18 protein-coding genes are annotated in these 20,112 nt (G+C 57.7%); 10 read left to right on the top strand and 8 right to left on the bottom strand.

The features are described 5' to 3' along the window. The first annotated feature begins 73 nt into the window (after nt 1–73). The 5 genes from JIF53_RS18930 (at nt 74) to JIF53_RS18910 (ending at nt 5,730) form a co-directional block, all read left to right on the top strand. The gene (locus tag JIF53_RS18930) at nt 74–1,150 is read left to right on the top strand and encodes a TRAP transporter substrate-binding protein (protein WP_011786889.1); all 1,077 of its coding nucleotides are present in this window, start codon (nt 74–76) and stop codon (nt 1,148–1,150) included. Between the two features lie 104 nt (nt 1,151–1,254). Then, nucleotides 1,255–1,800: a TRAP transporter small permease subunit gene (locus tag JIF53_RS18925; protein ID WP_023009564.1), complete on the top strand. Its 546-nt coding sequence runs from the start codon at nt 1,255–1,257 to the stop codon at nt 1,798–1,800. Then, nucleotides 1,797–3,095: a TRAP transporter large permease gene (locus tag JIF53_RS18920; protein WP_011786891.1), complete on the top strand. Its 1,299-nt coding sequence runs from the start codon at nt 1,797–1,799 to the stop codon at nt 3,093–3,095. Before JIF53_RS18925 ends, JIF53_RS18920 begins: the two co-directional genes overlap by 4 nt. A gap of 194 nt (nt 3,096–3,289) precedes the next feature. Next, nucleotides 3,290–4,606: an SAM-dependent methyltransferase gene (locus JIF53_RS18915; RefSeq protein WP_023009563.1), complete on the top strand. Its 1,317-nt coding sequence runs from the start codon at nt 3,290–3,292 to the stop codon at nt 4,604–4,606. After that, nucleotides 4,606–5,730 carry an NAD(P)/FAD-dependent oxidoreductase gene (locus tag JIF53_RS18910; RefSeq protein WP_153740492.1) on the top strand — a complete coding sequence of 375 codons (1,125 nt, stop codon included), beginning with the start codon at nt 4,606–4,608 and terminating at the stop codon, nt 5,728–5,730. The genes JIF53_RS18915 and JIF53_RS18910 overlap by 1 nt, the downstream gene beginning before the upstream one ends. Before the next feature lie 93 nt (nt 5,731–5,823). On the opposite strand, the gene JIF53_RS18905 is transcribed toward JIF53_RS18910, so the two are convergent. From JIF53_RS18905 to JIF53_RS18890, 4 genes are all read right to left on the bottom strand, one after another. After that, on the bottom strand, nt 5,824–6,669 hold the full coding sequence (locus JIF53_RS18905) for a porin (protein WP_323127215.1): 846 nt from the start codon (nt 6,667–6,669) through the stop codon (nt 5,824–5,826). 31 nt (nt 6,670–6,700) lie between these two features. After that, entirely contained in the window at nt 6,701–7,327 is a 627-nt protein-coding gene (locus JIF53_RS18900) for a DUF2057 domain-containing protein (RefSeq protein WP_323127214.1), read from the bottom strand. Between the two features lie 177 nt (nt 7,328–7,504). Beyond that, nucleotides 7,505–9,373: a choice-of-anchor I family protein gene (locus JIF53_RS18895; RefSeq protein WP_199453999.1), complete on the bottom strand. Its 1,869-nt coding sequence runs from the start codon at nt 9,371–9,373 to the stop codon at nt 7,505–7,507. Nucleotides 9,374–9,530: 157 nt separating this feature from the next. Continuing rightward, a complete protein-coding gene (locus tag JIF53_RS18890; RefSeq protein ID WP_014422762.1) occupies nt 9,531–10,004 on the bottom strand; it encodes a Dps family protein in 474 nt (157 codons plus the stop codon). 227 nt (nt 10,005–10,231) lie between these two features. Between JIF53_RS18890 and JIF53_RS18885 the strand changes: the two genes are divergently transcribed. After that, nucleotides 10,232–10,498 carry a DUF2061 domain-containing protein gene (locus tag JIF53_RS18885; RefSeq protein ID WP_153740192.1) on the top strand — a complete coding sequence of 89 codons (267 nt, stop codon included), beginning with the start codon at nt 10,232–10,234 and terminating at the stop codon, nt 10,496–10,498. A 33-nt stretch (nt 10,499–10,531) separates the two neighbouring features. Here JIF53_RS18885 and JIF53_RS18880 read toward each other — a convergent pair whose 3' ends face one another. Then, nucleotides 10,532–11,971 (bottom strand): dihydrolipoyl dehydrogenase, encoded by a 1,440-nt coding sequence (locus JIF53_RS18880; protein ID WP_153740193.1) that lies wholly within the window; start codon nt 11,969–11,971, stop codon nt 10,532–10,534. 181 nt (nt 11,972–12,152) lie between these two features. Between JIF53_RS18880 and JIF53_RS18875 the strand changes: the two genes are divergently transcribed. Then, nucleotides 12,153–12,824: a LysE family translocator gene (locus tag JIF53_RS18875; RefSeq protein ID WP_011786900.1), complete on the top strand. Its 672-nt coding sequence runs from the start codon at nt 12,153–12,155 to the stop codon at nt 12,822–12,824. On the opposite strand, the gene JIF53_RS18870 is transcribed toward JIF53_RS18875, so the two are convergent. Beyond that, entirely contained in the window at nt 12,769–13,821 is a 1,053-nt protein-coding gene (locus JIF53_RS18870; protein WP_199453997.1) for a 3-deoxy-7-phosphoheptulonate synthase, read from the bottom strand. The genes JIF53_RS18875 and JIF53_RS18870 overlap by 56 nt on opposite strands. A gap of 365 nt (nt 13,822–14,186) precedes the next feature. On the opposite strand from JIF53_RS18870, the gene JIF53_RS18865 reads away from it, so the two are divergent. Further along, complete coding sequence (locus JIF53_RS18865) at nt 14,187–14,981, top strand: secretin N-terminal domain-containing protein (protein ID WP_199453995.1); 795 nt, start codon at nt 14,187–14,189, stop codon at nt 14,979–14,981. Here JIF53_RS18865 and JIF53_RS18860 read toward each other — a convergent pair whose 3' ends face one another. Next, nucleotides 14,982–15,488 (bottom strand): DnaJ domain-containing protein, encoded by a 507-nt coding sequence (locus JIF53_RS18860; RefSeq protein WP_183577329.1) that lies wholly within the window; start codon nt 15,486–15,488, stop codon nt 14,982–14,984. It abuts the gene before it with no gap. Between the two features lie 285 nt (nt 15,489–15,773). Here JIF53_RS18860 and JIF53_RS18855 point away from each other — a divergent pair, with 285 nt between their 5' ends. Together JIF53_RS18855 and JIF53_RS18850 are read left to right on the top strand one after the other, a co-directional pair. Next, nucleotides 15,774–16,871 (top strand): efflux RND transporter periplasmic adaptor subunit, encoded by a 1,098-nt coding sequence (locus JIF53_RS18855; RefSeq protein ID WP_199453993.1) that lies wholly within the window; start codon nt 15,774–15,776, stop codon nt 16,869–16,871. Continuing rightward, nucleotides 16,871–19,960 carry an efflux RND transporter permease subunit gene (locus JIF53_RS18850; protein ID WP_014422768.1) on the top strand — a complete coding sequence of 1,030 codons (3,090 nt, stop codon included), beginning with the start codon at nt 16,871–16,873 and terminating at the stop codon, nt 19,958–19,960. The genes JIF53_RS18855 and JIF53_RS18850 overlap by 1 nt, the downstream gene beginning before the upstream one ends. A 43-nt stretch (nt 19,961–20,003) precedes the next feature. Here the strand turns inward: JIF53_RS18850 and JIF53_RS18845 are convergent. Continuing rightward, nucleotides 20,004–20,112, bottom strand: a 109-nt coding sequence (locus JIF53_RS18845) for an integrase core domain-containing protein (RefSeq protein ID WP_199452605.1), incomplete at its 5' end; no start/stop codon positions are given.

Raw genomic sequence — 20,112 nt, 5'->3', positions numbered from 1 at the left:
ACTACACTCTTGAGTTCCGGACCCCACGAGGGGCCGGGCTCTACTACAACAATGACAAGAGGTTAGAAGAGCAATGAAGATCCGTTCTGTTCTTTCCGCGGCTGTGCTGGCTGTGGCAACTACCTTTGCCGCCACCCAGGCGCTTGCCCAAGACAAGTTCACCCTGCGACTGGCAGAAACCTGGGGCCCGAACTTCCCCATTTTTGGTGACACCACCAAACGCTTCGCTGAAACCGTTAACAAGATGTCTGATGGCCGACTGACCGTCCGCATCGACTCAGCCAACAAGCACAAGGCCCCACTGGGCGTATTCGACATGGTCAAGGCCGGTCAGTACGACATGGGCCATTCCGCCTCCTATTACTGGAAGGGCAAGGTGCCGGAAACCCTGTTCTTCACCAGCATGCCATTTGGCATGAATGCCATGGAACAGTATGCGTGGTTCTACCACGGTGGCGGTATGGAGCTGATGCAGGAAGTGTATGAGCCCCACAACATGCTGTCGTTCCCTGGCGGCAACACCGGCGTACAGATGGGCGGCTGGTTCCGCAAGGAAATCAAATCCCTGGATGACCTCAAGGGTCTGAAAATGCGTATTCCCGGCTTTGCCGGCGAAGTCTTCGCAGAAGTGGGTGTTAACCCCACTAACATCGCCCCGGGCGAGCTCTACACCGCTCTGGAGCGCAATACGATTGATGCCGTTGAGTGGGTAGGCCCTGCGCTGGATCTGCGTCTTGGTTTCCAGCAGATTGCTGACTACTACTACACCGGCTGGCACGAACCGGCAACCGAGCTGCAGTTCCTGATCAACAAGCGCGTCTGGGATCGCCTGCCGGCAGACCTTCAGGAAATCATGCGGGTAGCCATGCGTACCGCTTCCTATGACATGCTGGTTCACTCTCAGCACGCCAACGCCGAAGCCTGGGCGAACATCAAGGAAGAGTATCCGAACGTACAGATCAAGCGTTTCCCGGATGACATTTTCCAGGCCATGTACGAGGCCAACGAGAAGCTGTTGAAAGAGGCCGCGGCAGAAAGTGAGATGGCTGCGAAGATCATTGAATCCCAGCACAATTATCTGGAGCAGAGCCGCGCTTACACCGACATTTCGGAGCGGGCTTACCTCAACACCATGGCCGAAGTCGAGTAAACTATTCGTTTATGACGAATCAGAGCCGGGATCGCTCTTCCAAGTGATCCCGGCTTTTTCATTTCCAACATTCAGAAATTCCGCGATGCGGAGGAAGAAGTTCGATGCGCTGGATTATCCGACTGGACGAGGGCCTGGCCTGGCTCTCCAAACTTTGCGGCTGGATCGCCTGTGTGGCCATGATCCTGATGGCCGCCAACGTCTTCTATGACGTCGTCGCACGTTATGCTTTCAACGATGTGTCCATCGCCATGCAGGAAATGGAATGGCACCTTTATTCAGTCGTCTTCCTGCTTGGCATTCCCTATGCCCTCCGCACCGATGGTCATGTCCGTGTGGACGTGTTCTACACCAACTGGAGCCAGAAGCGCAAAGCCTGGATTAACCTGATAGGCGCCGTTCTTTTTGTTATTCCGTTCGCCTACCTGATTGCCACCTATGGCTACAGCTACGCGATGGATGCGTACCAGATGGGCGAAGGCAGCGGCGACCCCGGTGGCCTACCCCATCGCTGGGTGATCAAATCCGTGATTCCGGTCAGTGCTTTCTTTATGGGAACGGCCGGCTTGAACATGGTGACCTACGCCATCCGGGTGATGGCCGGTGACAAGCAATACGAAGGTGAGCACAGCGCAGGAGGTCTGGCATGATCGGTATGATTATGTTCGGCGTGGCGCTGGTCATGCTGATGTTCGGTTTTCCGGTGGCCTTCACCTTCGGCGGCGTGGCGCTGTTTTTCGGTATCTACGCCGAGGGCATGGATCTCTTTGCCTTCATGCCCTTCCGGATCATGAGCGTGATGCAGAACACCGTATTGATGGCAGTGCCTCTGTTCATCTTCATGGGTGTGGTACTGCAACGCACCAGGCTGGCTGAACAACTGCTGACCTCCATGGGTCGGCTGTTTGGCGGGTTGCCCGGCGGCCTTGCCATTTCCACCATTCTGGTCGGTGCCCTGCTGGCTGCCTCCACCGGCGTTGTCGGCGCCAGCGTGGTTGCCATGGGCCTGATTTCACTTCCGGTCATGCTCGCACACAAGTACGACAAGCGCCTGGCCACCGGCACCATCTGCGCCTCGGGCACCCTGGGCCAGATTGTGCCGCCGTCGATCATCCTGATCATTCTGGGTGACGTCCTTGGCCTGCCCGTGGGTGATCTGTTCAAGGCTGCGGTCATGCCCGGCGTGGTACTGATTGGCCTGTACATTGTCTACATTCTGATTCTGACCCGTTTCAAGCCGGAAACCGCACCGGCCATGCCGGCCCAGGATGAATCGGTCAGCCGGGGCAAGGAAATCCGGGATGCCCTGCTCGCAATTATTCCGCCACTGGCGTTGATCGTGATCGTGCTGGGCTCCATCTTCACCGGCATCGCCACTCCCACGGAATCCTCCGCACTGGGCGGTGTTGGCGCCGTGGTTCTGGCGATCATCTACCGCCAGTTCTCGTTCAAAATGGTCTGGGATGCCGCCAAAGACACCGTCAGCGTGACCGCCATGGTGTTCGCAATCCTGATCGGCGCGACTGCCTTCTCCATGGTGTTCAGCTATACCGGCGGCGATTATCTGCTGGAGGAGTGGCTGATGATGCTGCCCGGCGAACAATGGGGCTTCATTATCCTGGCCATGGTGGTCATTCTGGTGCTGGGCTTCTTCATCGATTTCGTGGAGATTTCCTTCATCATCGTGCCCATTCTGGCACCGGTGGCCGAGGCCATGGGCATCAACATGCTCTGGTTCGCCATCCTGATTGCCATGAACCTGCAAACCAGCTTCCTGACACCACCATTCGGGTTTTCGCTGTTCTACCTCAAAGGGGTGGCACCACCGGAAGTCCGAACCACGGATATCTACAAGGGTATTATTCCGTTCATTCTGATCCAGATTCTGGTGCTGGCGCTGATCGTCATCTTCCCGGAATGGTTCGGCATGAGCGCCACCTACTGACCCCCGAATAACCCTGCAACTCTGGCGGAGCCGGCCAATGCCGGCTCCGCCCATCCACCCGCTCTGCCCCTCAGTCTTCAGTCCGCCGACCTGACAAAACCTGATCATTTTCTATACTGAGTCAAAAAGCCGCGACTCTCAGTTCAGTTTTCGGGATTGCACGGACCATAACGAATCAGAGGAGAGAGCATTCCATGGCACAGAGTACCGCTCATAAACCGGAGTTACCGGACAAGGAGGAACACCGGGCACACGTCCTCAGCCTGCCCCTGGAGCGCGGTCAATCCGATCGCGAACCCCACAGTTATGAACGCTGGCTGATCCATAAACTGATGCGTATGGCCGGCTCTCCCCCCATTCGTTTCCGGCTCTGGAACGGCGATGTCATAGAACCGGAAGTTCAGGACGCCCGCTTCACCCTGCACCTGACCGACCACAAGGCTCTCTACTCCCTGGTGGCCAACCCCAATCTGGCCTTTGGTGACCTGTATGCCGCCGGTCGACTGGAAATCGACGGCGATCTTCCAGATCTGATGGAGAGCCTGTACCGGGCCGTCCATGCCGCCCGCCAGAAATGGCCACGCTGGCTGGACGCCCTGTGGCGCAACCACAACCCGCGTGCCACCGGCATCTCCGAGGCCAAGGAGAACATTCACCACCACTACGACCTGGGCAACGCGTTTTACCAACTGTGGCTGGATGAGGCCGAAATGCAGTACACCTGCGCCTATTACGAGCAGGCCGACAACACCCTGGAACAGGCGCAACTGGCCAAACTGGAACACGTTTGCCGCAAACTTCGGCTGAAACCGGGCATGACCGTGGTCGAAGCCGGCTGCGGGTGGGGCGGGCTGGCCCGATATATGGCCCGTCATTACGGAGTGAAGGTGCATTCCTACAATATCTCACGGGAACAGCTGGCCTACGCCCGGGCTGAAGCAGAGCGACAAGGCCTGGACAACCTGGTTACCTATGTCGAAGACGACTACCGCAATATTGAGGGCCAGTATGACGCGTTCGTTTCTATTGGCATGCTCGAACACGTGGGCAAGGACAATTACCCCGCTCTGTCGGAACTGATCAAACGCTCCCTGAAGCCGAATGGTATTGCCTTGCTCCACAGCATCGGCCGCAACCGGCCCATGCTGATGAACGCCTGGATCGAGAAGCGGATTTTCCCCGGCGCCTATCCGCCCAGCATTGGCGAGTTCATGGAAATCTGCGAGCACAGCGATTTCTCGGTACTGGATGTGGAAAACCTGCGGCTGCATTACGCTCAGACCCTGACCCACTGGATGGACAATTTCACCGCCAACCAGGACCAGGTCACCGAGATGTACGACGAACATTTCACCCGGGCCTGGCGACTGTATCTGGCCGGTTCCATCGCCGCGTTCCGGGCCGGTTCTTTGCAGTTGTTCCAGGTGGTGTTCACCCACGGCGACAATAACCAGCTGCCCCAGAGCCGGCAGGAACTCTACACGTTTCCAGCCACGCCAGAGGGGGTCTGATGGAATACTACGACATCATTATCGTGGGGGCCGGCCCTGCCGGCTCAACCCTGGCCCGGGCTCTGGAGGACTCCGGCAAACGGGTACTGATCATCGACAAGCAAGCCTTCCCCCGGGACAAGACCTGCGCCGGCTGGGTTACGCCGGCAGTGATGGCCAGCCTGGACATTGATCCGGGGAAGTATTCCGTCGGCCGGACACTGCAACCCATTCGCCGGTTCCGGATCGGCATGATGGGGCAAAGTGCGGTGGAGAACGACCACGGGGATATTGTCAGCTACGGTATTCGTCGCTGCGAATTCGACGACTACCTGCTGGACCGTGCCGAGTGTGAAAAGCAACTGGCAACCGCGGTAAAGTCCATCAACCGGAACAACGGCAACTGGGTGATCAACGATCAATGGCAGGCGCCGCTGCTGGTGGGTGCCGGGGGCCATTTCTGCCCGGTGGCACGGCTGTTGGGCGACGGCCCGGGCAAGCATGAAACCGTGGTGGCCGCCAAGGAAGTTGAGTTCGAGATGACGCCAGAGCAGGCCCGCGCCTGCGAAGCCCGCGGCGACACGCCAGAGCTCTGGTTCTGCCGGGATCTCAAGGGCTACGCCTGGGTTTTCCGGAAAGGCAGCTATCTGAACATCGGCCTGGGCCGTGAGGACAACCACCGGTTATCTGATCATCTGGAAGCTTTTGTCGAGGAAATGAAACAGTCGGGCCGCATTCCTTCAGACCTGCCAGGCCGCTTCAAAGGTCACGCCTATCTGCTGTATGCCCATGCCAACCGACCACTGGTGGATGACGGCGTGTTGCTGATTGGCGATGCGGCCGGCCTGGCCTATACCCAGAGTGGCGAGGGCATTCGTCCCGCCATCGAATCGGCACTGATGGCGGCCAATGTTATCAAGGCCGCCACGGATTATTCCGCGCTCTCGCTGCAAAGCTATGGTGAACGCATTGCCGAACGCTTCGGAACCCGGGCCACGGACCAGGAGCCCGGCTTTGAGGTGCCGGACTGGCTGAAACAGCCCATCGCCAGCACCTTGATGCGCTCACACTGGTTTACCCGCAAGGTGGTCACGGAGAAGTGGTTCTTGCATCAGGAGGTGCCGCCACTGGAGGTCGCGGTTTAGATACACCAAGGCCGGGCGCTGAGGCCCGGCCTTGATTTCACGTCTGCACTGACCTGTAGCTCGATACCAGGCTGGCGCATGTAACGAGCGAGCTTAGAACTTCACGCGCATACCGGCCAGGAAGCCCATGTCGGCGTCGTCGCCAGACGCATCTTCAAGGTCGCTCTGGGCGATTTCGGCGAACACGCTGACGTTCTTGGCAGCCGGGAACTTGTAGGTTACGTTGGCGTACCATTCGGTAATGTCGTCCGCGTCATCTTCTTCCTTGTTGCCCATACCGAGTGCGACGTCGGTGGTGGCAGCAACAGCAAACACAGCCGCCAGGTTGTACTGGGTGGTTTCGAAGTCGTCTTCGTCGGTGGAGCTGTAATCAGCGGCCAGGTTCATGAAGCCGAAATCGTAGGAAGCACTGATACCCCAGGTATCCATGGAATCGGCAGAACCGTAGGCGCGCGCCTGCTGGTATGCCGCAGCCAGTTCAAGACCGGCCAGTTCAGTGGCAACAAACAGATCGTAGTACTCACCGTCGATACCGGCAGAAGCTCCGTCGTTGGTCTTCATTTCGTGGGAAGCTGCGATGTAGACGTTTTCCAGTTCGATATCGACGCGGATGGTATCATCACCGTCGGTGGCGATACCTTCGAAACGGTCTTCGTCCACGGTTTCAACTTCAATGGCTTGCTCAATGCCAAACTCATCCGTAGCAAAGTTCTGCTTACCGAAGGAGAATGAAGCCACGCCGTACTTCAGGCCCACGAAGGCTTCTTCCAGATTACTGCCGTTCTCGTCCTTCTCGGCAGCATCCTTGAAACCAAAGTCCAGGCGACCGAAGGCAGTCAGGTCATTGCCCAGATCGTAGGCAACGTAGTTTTTCAGCTCCAGATCGTCGTATTCAACCTCGGCGCGCTCATCAAAGCCGGTTGCCTGGCGGAACTGCACCTGGAAGTCACCGTTCAGTTTGGTTTGGTGTTTATTGGTTGCTGGAATCAACCCAGCTGTCCCACTCTTTTCGAGTTTGTTCGTCAGCCTTCAGATACCAGTAGCGCAGCATCCTGCTGACCATTTCCTGATCCGGATCGACGTGCGAATCCAGCAACAACCCGTCCTGGTTGGTTTTCAGCTCCGGTACGGCCACCGCCGCCACAGAGCCTGAACGGTTATAGGCAGCCAGCTCACGGGCATAGTCCCGCACCAGCTGAAAGCCCTCTTTTTCGAGCACATCGGCGGTAAACGCCACCTCACGGCCCTGGCGATCAGTCAGCTGCCAGTTACCCTGATGATTGAAGCTGTCCATTTGATTACGCGACTCGATTTCCGGAGCGCTCAGGGTCAGCGCGGTCTCAGCAGCCTCGAAACGGACCACGAAGGCATCGCTGGTTTCCAGCACCTTTTCACGGCCGATTTCAGCGGTGCACTCCACCACCAACTGCTGGGTACCATCAGCGAGGGTCACTGACTCGCCAGAGCCGGCGGTCTGCTCGCTACCCTGAACGGCTTGCACTTTCACACAGGGCCCCAGAGTGAGCTCAACGTCTGCCAGAGCCGGCAACGGCATCAAGGTGGCAAGCAAACAGGTTGGCCAGATAAGTCTCGTCACGCTTTGTTTCCAATCGGTGGTTGGCAGCAATCTTGAGACGACACTATGGAGGGAATTTATTAACGGACTGTTAATAATATGTTTCGGTTATATGACACATTCCTCAGGACACTCTTTTTCTCTAATAAACAAAAAAGCCCCGCCATAAAGACGGGGCTTCTTGTTCAGGGAGCTGAATTAATCAGTCAGCTCAAGTTTCACTCGGTAGATCGCCGTGGTACCGCTAACCTCGTTGCCGGTGATAAGCAACGGCTCGCCGGACGGCGAATCATCACTGGATACCACTGTGATGCTCTCTACACCCAGATCGCCTGCGGTTTCGAGCACTGAAGCCGTGTCGACAGTGGTCCAGTCGTCACGGGTGTTCAGGTAATCCACCTGAACCGGACTGGCGGGGTCCGTTACGTCGTAGACCAGAATACCCCCCATGCGCTCCAGGCCCAGGAAGGCAAAGGTTTTATTGTCGAACGTCGCCACGGTCACGGCTTCAGGTTCCGGACCTTTAGCGTCAGACCGGGAATCAAATGCCATGCCCTCGTCATGGGCGGAGTTGAAGTGGTCTGAGCAGGGAATAGAGCGATCCGTACCCAGACGGCACTCTTCACTGGCAAGGAACTGCTCGATCGTATCACCGGAGTCCCATACCAGCTCACCGTCCTCATTCCAGATCGCCAGAGAACGCGTGCCGTAGGAGTACAGCTGGTCGTACATCAGAAGCGTGCCGTCCGGGTCTTCTGCACCCGACGCGTTGAACATGACAGGAGCACCATTTTCAGCAACCCGGTAACCCTGCACCCAACTGATGTTGAGTCTTCCCAACTGGTCATCATCGCGACAGGCATTGGCTGCACCGGCTGTGGCACCGCAGTAATCGAAGACTGATGGATTCAACAGCGCACCTTCAGCCAGTGCAGTCAGTTGCGCCGGCATGTCGTCACCAACCCGACGGGCAAAACCATCCGGATGTACCAGGTGTTTCACCCGCAACTCTTCGACAAAGCCCCTGGAACTGTCGCCATTCCAGTAGTCGGCGTTATCTTCACCCCAGGCCCTGGCATCCCCCTCATTGGCCGTCACGATAAAGGTTTCACCATTTGCCTGGTAACTGTCGATGGCATCGGGATGATAGATACCCACCACACCCGGCCATCTCTGGATATTGATGACGCCGTCATCGTCCGAGGCATCAATACCCTGCCCCTCAACACCGTAATCCTTGAACCCCAGGGGTAAAATACCGGTGACCGTTGCCGCGCCGATATCCAGCTTCGCCAGGGCGTTGTTTTCCTGCAAAGAGACCCAGGCAGTGCGGCTGTCGGCACTGACGGTGATATATTCCGGTTCCAGATCCTGGGCTACGGTGGCCCCCGGGCCGTATATGCGAACACCCGATGCCTTCAGGGCGCCATCCTGGCTGTTGAAGGCCAGAAAATCGGCTGTCCGTACCGTGAGATTCCCCGGATTGGAAACATCAACCACACTGATCGACCCTTCCGGATCGATCTGGTAATCATCGCTTGGCTCGCCTTCGTTTGCTGCCAGGACATATTGCCCATCCGGCGTAAAGGTAACCATATCCGGCTGCGCACCTACCTGGATACTGTCACGCAACTGCAGGTCTGCAGCTCCAAATACCGCAACATAACCGGGGTCAGTTTTCGGATTCGATTCAACAGCAACCGCAACGAGCCCGTTTGCCACCGCCACACTGTTAACCACCGCATCAGCGGCAATGTCAGCAACTGTCAGCGTGTCGATTTTGGCTGGATTGACCGGGTCGCTCATATCCAGCACATCCACAGCCCCGGACAAGGCATTAACCACAAACGCCCTGCGACTGGCAGGGTCAAACGCCGTGATTTCCGCAGCAGACTCATCAAACTGTCCGGTGCTGTATCGACCGGCGAATTCGAGCGTCAGGCCAGTGACCTGAGCTTCCGGCGCCAGATCATCATCGTTGTCCGAGGAATTACAGCCGGATACCAGCACGGCGCTCACAGCGAGAACGAGCAATGACAGTTGAAATGGGTGCGATGTCTTGGGCACAGCGGGCTCCTTTGCTTATTTAATGATGCAAGAGCAAAGAAGGCTAGGCGACAGACGTGACGAACGCGGGAAAGGAAAGTGACAGTGCAGTGACGTTTCTGTGACAACTCCCCGGCCCGATGCCGGGCCGGGGAAAAGTCGGAGCATCAGCCGGAACTTACTGGCCCAAGTAGCTCCGGTACATCCATACCGTTTTTTCCTGCTGAGAGATGTAGTCACTCATCAGTGCCACGGTACCTTCATCTTCTGCTTCACCGGCCAGGTTCAGCAGGCCACGCTGCTTGGCGATGAGCTTACCGAAACTCTCGACGATGTTACCCACCGCTTCTTTGCCATCAGATACGTCCTTGCGCTCCGGCACTTCGGACTTTTCAATGTAGGTGCTGTAGGCGTGTGCAGGACGATGGCCCAGGGTGAGAACCCGCTCGGCAATTTCATCAATCTTGAGCAGCAGGTCATCGTAGAGTTCTTCAAATTTGGCATGCAGCTCAAAGAAATTGTCACCCTTGATGTTCCAGTGATAGCCACGCACATTCATGTAGAAAATCTGGTAGTTGGAGAGCAGTTCGTTCAGTGCATCTGCCAGCTTCTGGGTTTTGTCTGTGTCGAGACCAATAAAATTCTTGCCCATGTTGAACCTCCTGATTCGTTTTGGGGTGTCATCTAACAGCTACTGTATGACAGCTCAGTGTCAGAACGAAAGTTTGGGTATTCAATATCGCTCATAGCAGAAACTTATACCACCAACCCTAAAATCATAGCTGAACCCTATCGAGAAAAATGTCACTTTCTATTTGGAAACAATTCTCGTTTGTCCTTAAATGGGGTTATAGGCATTCATCACGCGGAGTTGATTCCATGAGTACCCTGAAACTGTTTGTTCACAATCACAGCTCGAAGGGCGACCCGTCGTTTCTGAAAACGATCACCTTCGCGATTACCCACTTTACGGTGGCTTTTACCGTCGCGTTCCTGCTGACCGGGGACATTCTGATCGGCAGCCTGATCGCGATGGTCGAACCGGCCATTAACACCGTTGCTTACTTCTTCCATGAGAAGATATGGGCACGGCATCAGCGGAATACAACCGCCAATGCCATGAATCTAGCGCAAAACACGCTTTAATGACTTGCCCTCTGTCAAAGACGGAGGGTAAAGCTACACACCCGGCCCGCAATCCATGCAACCCTCCCCTGGCTCAGGGCCTATCCGGAGTTTCTTGCTCAGGTCTTTTATTGCGGTTCGCAGCCCCTCCTCAATCACCGGATGGTAGAACGGCATCTCCAGCATTTCGCTCACGGTCATTCGCTTTTGCACGCACCACGCCAGCAAGTGGGCAAGGTGCTCTGCAGCAGGCCCGAACATCTGGGCCCCCATGAACAGGCCGCTGCCGTGCTCGCCGTAGACCCGGAGCAGCCCCCGATTCTTGCCAATAACCTTGCTGCGACCCTGATCCTCAAACGACACCTCACCAACCGCAAAGCAGCCCTGGCAACGCTCATCCACCTGATGAATGTTCAGCCCCACCGAGGCAATCTGGGGCTCGGTGAACACCACCGCCATGGGAGTTTTTCTGCGGCCGGTTCGGACTTCCGGCCAGGCCCCTGCATTGTCGCCGGCAATCCGGCCTTCGTCTGCCGCCTCGTGCAGCAGGGGGCGGTCGTTGTTCACATCACCGGCAATGAAGATATGGCTGTCACCGCAGCGCAGGGTGAAGGGGTCAAACTCCGGCATGCCCCGTTCATCCAGTTCGATGCCGGCATTCTGGATATCCAGGTGATCAATGTTGGGTCTCCGCCCGGTGGCTGCCAACAGATAATCAAAGGTTTGCTGATGCTCCTTGCCGCCCTCGCTCCAGCTGATGCGAACCCCCTCCTCGATGCGTTCAACACGCCGGGTATCGGCTTTCGGGCTGATGGCAAACTCTTCACGGAAGGTGTCCAGCGCATACTCCCTCACCTTCTCATCCTGAATACCGCCAATGCCGCCGCTGACGCCAAACATGCGGACCTTTACGCCCAGCCGGCTCAATGCCTGACCTAATTCGACCCCAATCACTCCCGGGCCGAACACCGCCACCGAAGACGGCAGATCCCGCCAGTCGAACACGTCATCGTTGACCACCAGTCGGTCTTTCGCTTCTTTCAGAATGCCCGGGATGTTGGGGCGGGAGCCGGTGGCAATAACAATCCGGCCCGCGGTGACCTCGGTATGATCACCCACGACAAGACGATGACTGTCAACAAATCGGGCATGCCCCATCAACCGGTGTTCCTGCGGCAGCGATTCCATGGACCGCACCACCGGTGCCACAAAGCGATCGCGCTCTTCACGCACTCGCGCCATCACAGCCGGACCATCAATGCGCACATCGCCCGGAAGCACACCGAACGCTTCCGCCTGCCTCACCTGATGGGCCCTTTCCGCGGCGGCAATCAGCAACTTGCTGGGCATGCACCCTACCCGGGCACAGGTGGTGCCGTATTGATCACCCTCAATCAACACAATCCGGTCGGTGGCCCTGCGGGCGCGCTGATAGGCGACCATTCCCGCCGTACCCGCACCGATAACCGCTACATCCACTTCTCGCTTGTCCATCCTGCCTCCTGGAGACTGACTGAAATTTCAGGTGGTTTGGGCTATTAAACTTAAGGAGCCTTTCGGTAAAGTATAGAAAGCTTATTATCCGCTGACAGGGGAATCACAGAAAAAATCCCTGTGGTTACTGGCTGCAGGCGCAACAACCCAAGCACAATTGCAAACACGCGGGAGAATGAATGTGCAGAATTACTGGCTGGAGTTTCTGACCGTTGCCCTGGTGCACCTTTTGGCGGTGGCCAGCCCCGGGCCGGATTTTGCAGTCATGCTGCGCCAGGCACTGACCCAGGCCCGGCGCAATGCCCTGCTGACCGCCATGGGCATTGGCATCGGCATTCTGCTGCATGTGGGCTATTCGCTGCTGGGTATCGGGCTGATCATCCAGCAATCGGTAATGCTGTTTACCGTGCTGAAAGTGATTGGGGCCGTGTATCTGCTCTATATCGCCTGGCACTGCCTGCGGGCCAAACCCGGAGCCATTCACGTGCAAGCGAACGGCGGGCAGGCCCAGACTGGCTGGGCGGCGTTCCGGCTCGGTTTTTTAACCAACGCCCTCAATCCCAAGGCCACCCTGTTTTTCGTGTCCCTGTTCTCCGTCATCATCAATCCAGGCACGCCGGTTCTGCTGCAGGCCGGATACGGCATCTATATGGCCCTGGCCACCGGCCTGTGGTTTGCCATGGTAGCGGTGTTCTTTACCCACCCCCGTGTCCGCCGGGGGTTCAACCGGTTCGGACACTGGCTCGACCGGACCATGGGGGGCATTCTGGTATTGCTGGCCGGGCAACTGCTGCTGTCTACAGTGAGCGGATCAGAGTCTCCGTCTGTTCCCAGCCCAGGCATGGATCGGTAATCGAGCACCCGTAGACCAGCTCTTTGCCGTCGTCCTGGCGGCCGAATTCCAGGAAGCTTTCCAGCATCAGGCCCTTGATGTGCCGATTGCCGTTACGCTTCTGCGCCATCACTTCCCGGGCGATGTCCACCTGCCGCTCAGCCTGCTTGCAGGCGTTATCATGGCTGCAGTCCACCATCACCGCCGTTGATACGCCGGCTTTTTCCAGCTCTGCCACCGCTTTGGCAATGCTCAGTTCATCGTAGTTGGTCACACCCCGGCCACCGCGCAGAACCAGATGAGTATCCGGATTGCCGGCGGTGGAAATCATCACCGGTGCGCCGCTATGGGAGATCCCCATGTGGTGGTGCGGGTGCGAGGCCGACTTCATGGCGTGGCTGGCCACGGTAATGCCACCATCGGTGCCGTTCTTGAACCCGGTAGGCATGGGCAGGCCGCTGACCATTTCCCGGTGAATCTGGGATTCGGTGGTACGGGCGCCGATCGCGGTCCAGCTTACCAGGTCCCCCAGGTAATCCATCATGAACGGGCTCAGGGCTTCGGTGGCGAGCGGCAGGCCGAGCTCGGACAACGCCAGCAACAACTTGCGAGAACGCTCCAGGCCCTGTTTCAGATCGCCCTGACCGGTGCGTTCCGGATCGTACAGAAGGCCTTTCCAGCCCACCGTGGTACGGGGTTTCTCCAGGTAGGCGCGCATGACAATCAGGAAACGGTCACTGACTTCGTCTGACAGTACTTTCAGGCGGGTGGCGTAATCCAGGGCAGCCTGCTCGTCGTGAATGGAGCAGGGGCCCATCACGATCAGGGTGCGGTCGTCCTGACCGTGCAGCACGGCGCGGATCTGATCACGGTAACCGGCAATGGCCCGCACCTGTTGCTCATCGGCAGGAAACTGCTGGCGCAACTCGGCGGCGGTAGGCAGTCTCGCTTCCTGGCGGTGCTGGCAGGCGCTTGAGGCTTGCGCATCCAGTGTTTCAGATTTCAGCGGCATGTTCATGTCTGTGTTCCCGTTTCCCTGTGTCAGAATCAAAAAAGCCCCGGCTGGGCTACCAGTCGGGGCTTTTCGGAGTCCGGTGGCAGCCTGGGTTGCTTGCCGGGCTGCCTTCCTCGTTGTATTCGGTCGATGAAGATCTTATGGGCGGCCCGGGCTCTGGCTAAAATAAAAGCCATAACCAAACCACCAAAAATACACAGCAGAGCCTGCGGCCTTCAGTTTTTCACCGAAAGCTTTCAGAACATTCAATTGACAGGCTGCGTGTAAGGTCTTCATGCTTTTCACTATATACCTACGGTTTTAACGATGGCAACCCGCAAAACGGATTATTTAATGCGGGCATGGCCGTCATGGCTCTGGAGGCCTGCATGCGAAACACCGAGCACCGCTCCGTTCTCTGGCTGATACCTGCCCTGTTTCTTGCGATGTTAACGGCTTCCACCGTCGTTTGGGCACAATCAGAAGCCAGGGTCTATGAGCTGAACAACCGAACGGCCGACGACATTGCGCTACAGATTCGCGAACTTTACCAACAGTCGCCGGTTACGGTGACGGCACGCGGACAACAACTGGTGGTCCGTGGCGAACCCGCACTGCTGGACGAAATCGGAACACTGGTGCAATCGATGGATGTGCCGCCGGTACAGATGAGGATCAGCGTACGCTACCGTCAGGACATCGGCGGCAAACAATCCGGAGGCGGCGTCAGCCTCTCGAACGGCTCGGCCGGCGCCAGCGTCGAACGCCGCACCATCAGCACCAATTCAACCCGTGAACGTCAGTTGATCGTGCAGGATGGCCAGTCAGCCCACATTACCTCCGGCAATGTGCGAACCTTGCCATTTGCCGTTAAGGGTGGGCGCAACCCCGCCGCCATACTGCAGCAGGTCGAAACCCGAAGCGGCTTTGTCGTAAGCCCCCAGGCCATCTCGAGCCAGGCGGTAGAGCTGAGTATCGTGTCCTTTGAGGAAGACCCCGCCGCACTGCCCGGCTACGAAACCGAAGCCCTGATGACCATCCGGCGGGTCGAGCCGGGCCAATGGGTCAGCCTCGGAGGAACTCGCACCTCCATGAATCAGGAGCAGCAAGGCATCACCTACCGTGTGAACGGCAAGCGTGCAGAAAACCTGTCCATCGACGTCAAAGTGGAAATTCTGCCCTGATCAGGCCTGATTACGCTTGCCCAGCAAGACATCTCGGGCCTCATTGAGCTTGGCGGCCAGGTAATCGTTGCCGCCGCGGTCCGGGTGCACCTTCAACATCAGTTTGCGGTGGGCAGCGGTCACCTCCTCACGGGAGCAACCGGGGTTAACTCCCAGAATATCGCAGGCTTCCTGCGTGCTCATTGGCCCCCGGGTGGCAGCCCGATCGCCCCCGGCATTTGCATGGCGCGTCGAGTCATTACCGGATGAATCGCCCATGGCCTTGCGAAACATCGGCGCATAACGCAGTAGTGCCGGCACCTTTCTCAACAGGGGAATAAGAGCGGCAATACCGGCCGTGATCACATGCACCCGGCCCGTCAGCACCATGAACAGCAACAGCGCACCGCCAGCCACCAGAATGACTTTCCAGATTGCCGCCTTCTGCCCTTCCGGCGACAGCGCGCCCCATTTTTTCAGGATCACAAATACAGCGGCAGCCAGGGCCAGGCCGAGAATCAGTTGCATTGCATGTATCTCTGTCAGGTTTTAGTCCACCAGTTGGACACTCAACTTGGTGCTGTTACTCTAATCCGGCATCCAAACACCAGCGTAATCATTCTGCAGTATTTATACTGCTTCATGAATGCAAACGGGTGACAAATAGCAATAGCTTTTGTAGCATCCTATTCGTTAAATTGAACTGACGTTCTATAACTTTGTCCCCGAGCCCTGATTTGCAAGGATAGCTGTCAGCCTTCCCTTCCGGGCGACTTTATCAGATTCAGGAAATTCACTCCCAGGAACAGACTTATGCGCACTGCTTCCCGTTTCGTCATCGTTCTCCTTTTTCTCGGCGTCGTGCTGGGTGGAATCTTTGGTTACAAGTTCTACCAGTTCGGCCAGATGAAAGAAATGATGTCCCAGCCACAGCCGCCGGCCATCATTTCTGTGACCAAAGCAACTACCGAAAACTGGCAGCCGGCGATCAAGGCTGTCGGCAGCATCACTGCTATCAACGGCATCGAAGTGGCCAACGAAGTGCCCGGTGTGATTGAGAGCATTGGCTTTGAGTCCGGCGATACCGTCAACAAGGGCGATGTTCTGGTGCGCCTGGATGCCGCCATCGACGAAGCAGCGCTGCGCACACGGCGGGCAGAAGCCCAACTGGCAGAACAGGAATTCAAGCGGGTTTCGGATCTGCTGCCGAAGCGGGCCGTGTCTCAGTCCCAGTATGATGAGGCCAAGGCCAATTTCGATGCCGCCCGAGCCCGTGTCAACGAGGCCGAAGCTCAGCTCAACAAGAAGGTGATTCGCGCGCCCTTCGACGGCAAGCTGGGTATCCGCATGGTGGATCAGGGTCAGTACGTTGCCACCGGCACACCGATCGTCGAGATCAACATGCTGAACCCTATCTATGTGGACTACACCCTGTCCGAGAAATTTCTGCCGGACGTGGATCAGGGCTACCCGGTATCCGTGACGGTCGCTGCTGTGCCGGACCAGTCCTTCGAGGGTGAGGTGAGCGCTATCAACACCTCGGTAAACCCGGAAACCCGTACCGTGCGTATGCGCGCCACCCTGGATAATGAAGAAAACCTGCTGCGCCCCGGCATGTTTGCCACCATTCAGACCGGTCAGCCCCGGGACAATGAAGTGGTTACCCTGCCGCGCACCGCCATTTCCTACAACACTTACGGCAATTTCGTGTATGTGGTTGAAGAAAACGACAACGGTGAACTGATTGTCAGCCGCCGCACCGTCACCACGGGCGAAGTCCGTGATGGCCGCTCAGCCGTGCTTTCCGGTCTGGAAGAAGGCGAAACGGTCGTCGCCAAGGGCCTGCTGAGGCTGCGCGCGGGCCAGCGTGTTGAAATCCAGGACGAGTCCGGCCAGGAGGCGTCTGAGTAATGAAATTCACCGACATTTTTGTCCACCGGCCGGTTCTCGCCACGGTGGTCAGCCTGCTGATCCTGTTGATCGGCGCGCGGGCCGCCATGGAGATGGAAATCCGGCAGTATCCGGAGCTGGAAAGCACCACGGTGACCGTCTCCACGGCTTACCCCGGCGCCAGTTCGGACCTGATCAAGGGCTTTATCACGACCCCGCTACAGCAGGCCATTGCGGAAGCCAGCGGCATTGATTACCTGACGTCCACCAGTTCCCAGAGCGTATCGACCATTCAGGCCAAGATGATCCTGAACTACGACGCCAACGATGCCCTGGCAGAGATCCAGGCCAAGGTCGCCAGTCAGCGCAACGTGTTACCGGCGGAAGCAGAGGACCCGGTTATCACCTCTACAACCGGCGACAGCACGGCACTGATGTACATTGCCTTCTACAGCACCGAGCTGGATGTCCCCCAGATTACCGATTATCTGACCCGTGTGGTGCAGCCCAAGCTGCAGGCGCTGGCCGGCGTGGGCAAGGCTGAACTGCTGGGCCGGACGTTTGCCCTGCGTATCTGGCTGGACCCGGAGCGTCTCGCCGCCGTGGATATGACCCCGGTCGAGGTGGCTGCCAAATTGCGGGCCAACAACTATCAGGCCGCGGTGGGTAAGACCCGCGGCAAGTACACCGAGGTCAGCCTGACCAGCGACACCGACATCGCCGACCCGGACGCCTTCCGGAACCTGGTGGTTAAACAGTCAAACGGCACTCTGATCCGCCTGCAGGACATTGCCCGGGTGGAGCTGGGCTCCCAGACCTACGACAGCCTGGCGCTGTACAAAGGCCAACCAGCCACCTATGTGGCCATTGAGCTGGCACCAGGAGCCAACCCGCTGACGGTGGCTGAACTGGTCAAGGCAGAACTGCCGGATATCGAGAGTCAGTTACCCAGCGGCCTGAATGTGCGCCTGGCCTACGACGCTTCCGACTTTATCGACGATTCCATCAACGAGGTTATCCAGACCTTGCTGGAAGCCATGATCATCGTACTGGTGGTGGTTTTCCTGTGCCTGGGTTCGGTTCGAGCCTCAGTGGTGCCATCTGTAGCGGTTCCGCTGTCCCTGATCGGTGGCGCCTTTGTCATGCTGATGTTCGGCTTCTCCCTGAACCTGCTGACGCTCCTGTCTATGGTGCTGGCCATCGGCCTGGTGGTAGATGATGCCATCATCATGGTGGAAAACGTGCACCGGCATATTGAACAGGGCGAATCCCGGTTCGATGCTGCCATCAACGGTGCCCGGGAAATGGCGACCCCAATCATCGCCATGACCACCACCCTGGTTGCGGTTTATGCGCCCATCGGCTTTATGGGAGGTCTCGTAGGCTCACTGTTTACCGAGTTTGCCTTCACCCTGGCCGGCACCGTGGTCATTTCCGGTATTGTTGCACTGACCCTGTCACCCATGCTGTCTGCCAAGGTACTCAAACCCCACGGCGACCCGGGCCGCTTTGAAAAGGTTGTCGAAAAGAGCTTCAACGGTCTGGCAAACGGTTACAAGGCAGCGCTGGCGTCATTGATGCAAACCAAGTCCGTCGTGGTGTTCTTCGCCTTTGTGGTACTTGGATCCATCTACTTCATGTTGATGATGAGTCAGAACGAACTGGCCCCCACCGAAGACCAGGGCATCCTGTTCTATCAAGGCCTGGGGCCCGAGACCTCCACCCTGGACTACCTGTACGACCACGGTCAGGAAGTGCAGAACCGGATGTCTGAGGTGCCGGGTTACAGCGAAGACTTCATGATTCTGGGCATCACCAGCCCCAACGCCGTCTTCGGTGGCTTCAAGCTGGCGCCCTGGAGCGAGCGGGAGATTACCCAGTTCGAGGTTCAGCCCAAGCTGGATGCTGAACTGAAAAAGGTCACCGGGCTGCAGACCGCGGTATTCCCCCGGCCGTCCCTGCCCGGCTCCGGCGGCGGCCTGCCGTTCCAGTTTGTCATCACCACCGGCGGCAGCTATGAACAGCTGGACCAGGTGGCGGATGAAATGCTGGGCAAGGCCATGCAGAGCGGTAACTTCATGTTCCTGAAGAAGTCCATCAACTTCGACAAGCCGGTTACCCGCATTAATGTTGATCGTGATCGCGTGGCCGATCTGGGCCTGTCAATGCAGGATGTTGGGCAGTCCCTGGCCAGCATGCTCAGTGGCGGCTACATCAACCGCTTCAACATGGAAGGCCGTTCATACCAGGTGATTCCACAGGTGGATGACCAGTTCCGCCCGAGCAAGGAAGCCCTGCAGGACTACTACATCCGTGCCGGCAACGGCGAACTGGTGCCGCTGTCCAGCGTCGTGAGCTTTACCGAGGAAGTGGAGCCGTCGAACCGCACTCAGTTCAACCAGCAAAACTCGCTGACCCTGGAGGGCGTGGTGATGCCGGGCGTGGCGGCAGGCACCGCCATGGAGTTTATGGAGCAAACCGCCAGCGACGTCTTCCCTCAGGGTTTCAGCTACGACTACACCGGGGAAACCCGCCAGCTGGCCACCCAGGGCAGCGCACTGATGGTGACCTTCTTCCTGTCATTGCTGGTGATCTATCTGGTCCTGGCCGCGCAGTTTGAAAGCTGGCGCGACCCGATCATCATTCTGGTATCGGTTCCCATGTCGGTAGCCGGGGCCATGGCGTTCATCGTACTGGGCTTTGCCACCATGAACATCTACACACAGGTGGGGCTGATTACGCTAATCGGGGTGGTCTCCAAGAACGGCATCCTGATTGTGGAATTCGCCAATCAGTTGCAGAAAGAGCGGGGCTTGAACAAGGTCGATGCGGTCATCGAGGCGGCGGCTATCCGCTTGCGCCCGATTATCATGACCTCTCTGGCATTGATCTTCGCCATGGTGCCTCTGCTGATTGCCATCGGCCCGGGTGCGGAAAGCCGGTTTGCTATCGGCCTGACCATCAGTGCTGGTCTGGGCATTGGTACCCTGTTCACGGTGTTTGTGCTGCCGGCGTTCTACATTTTGCTGGCCCGTGACCACCATGGCTCGGCAGCCGATGAATACGGCAACGACGAAGAGTCATCACAGGTGCCGGCGGGCAACCACTAACCCCGCACAGCTGTCTAGTCCTGAAATAGGTTTACACCTATTTCTATTGAAACGCCCGGTGCACCGCATCGGGCGTTTTGTATTTCAAGGCAAGATGTGGTCGCCTTGTGTTATAGGTCTGCACGGACTGATCGACCATCTTTTGGGCTTCC

The organism is Marinobacter sp. bablab_jr008 (assembly GCF_016464145.1).
Lineage (GTDB): Bacteria > Pseudomonadota > Gammaproteobacteria > Pseudomonadales > Oleiphilaceae > Marinobacter > Marinobacter nauticus.
This window is presented reverse-complemented; position numbering and strand designations above follow the sequence as displayed.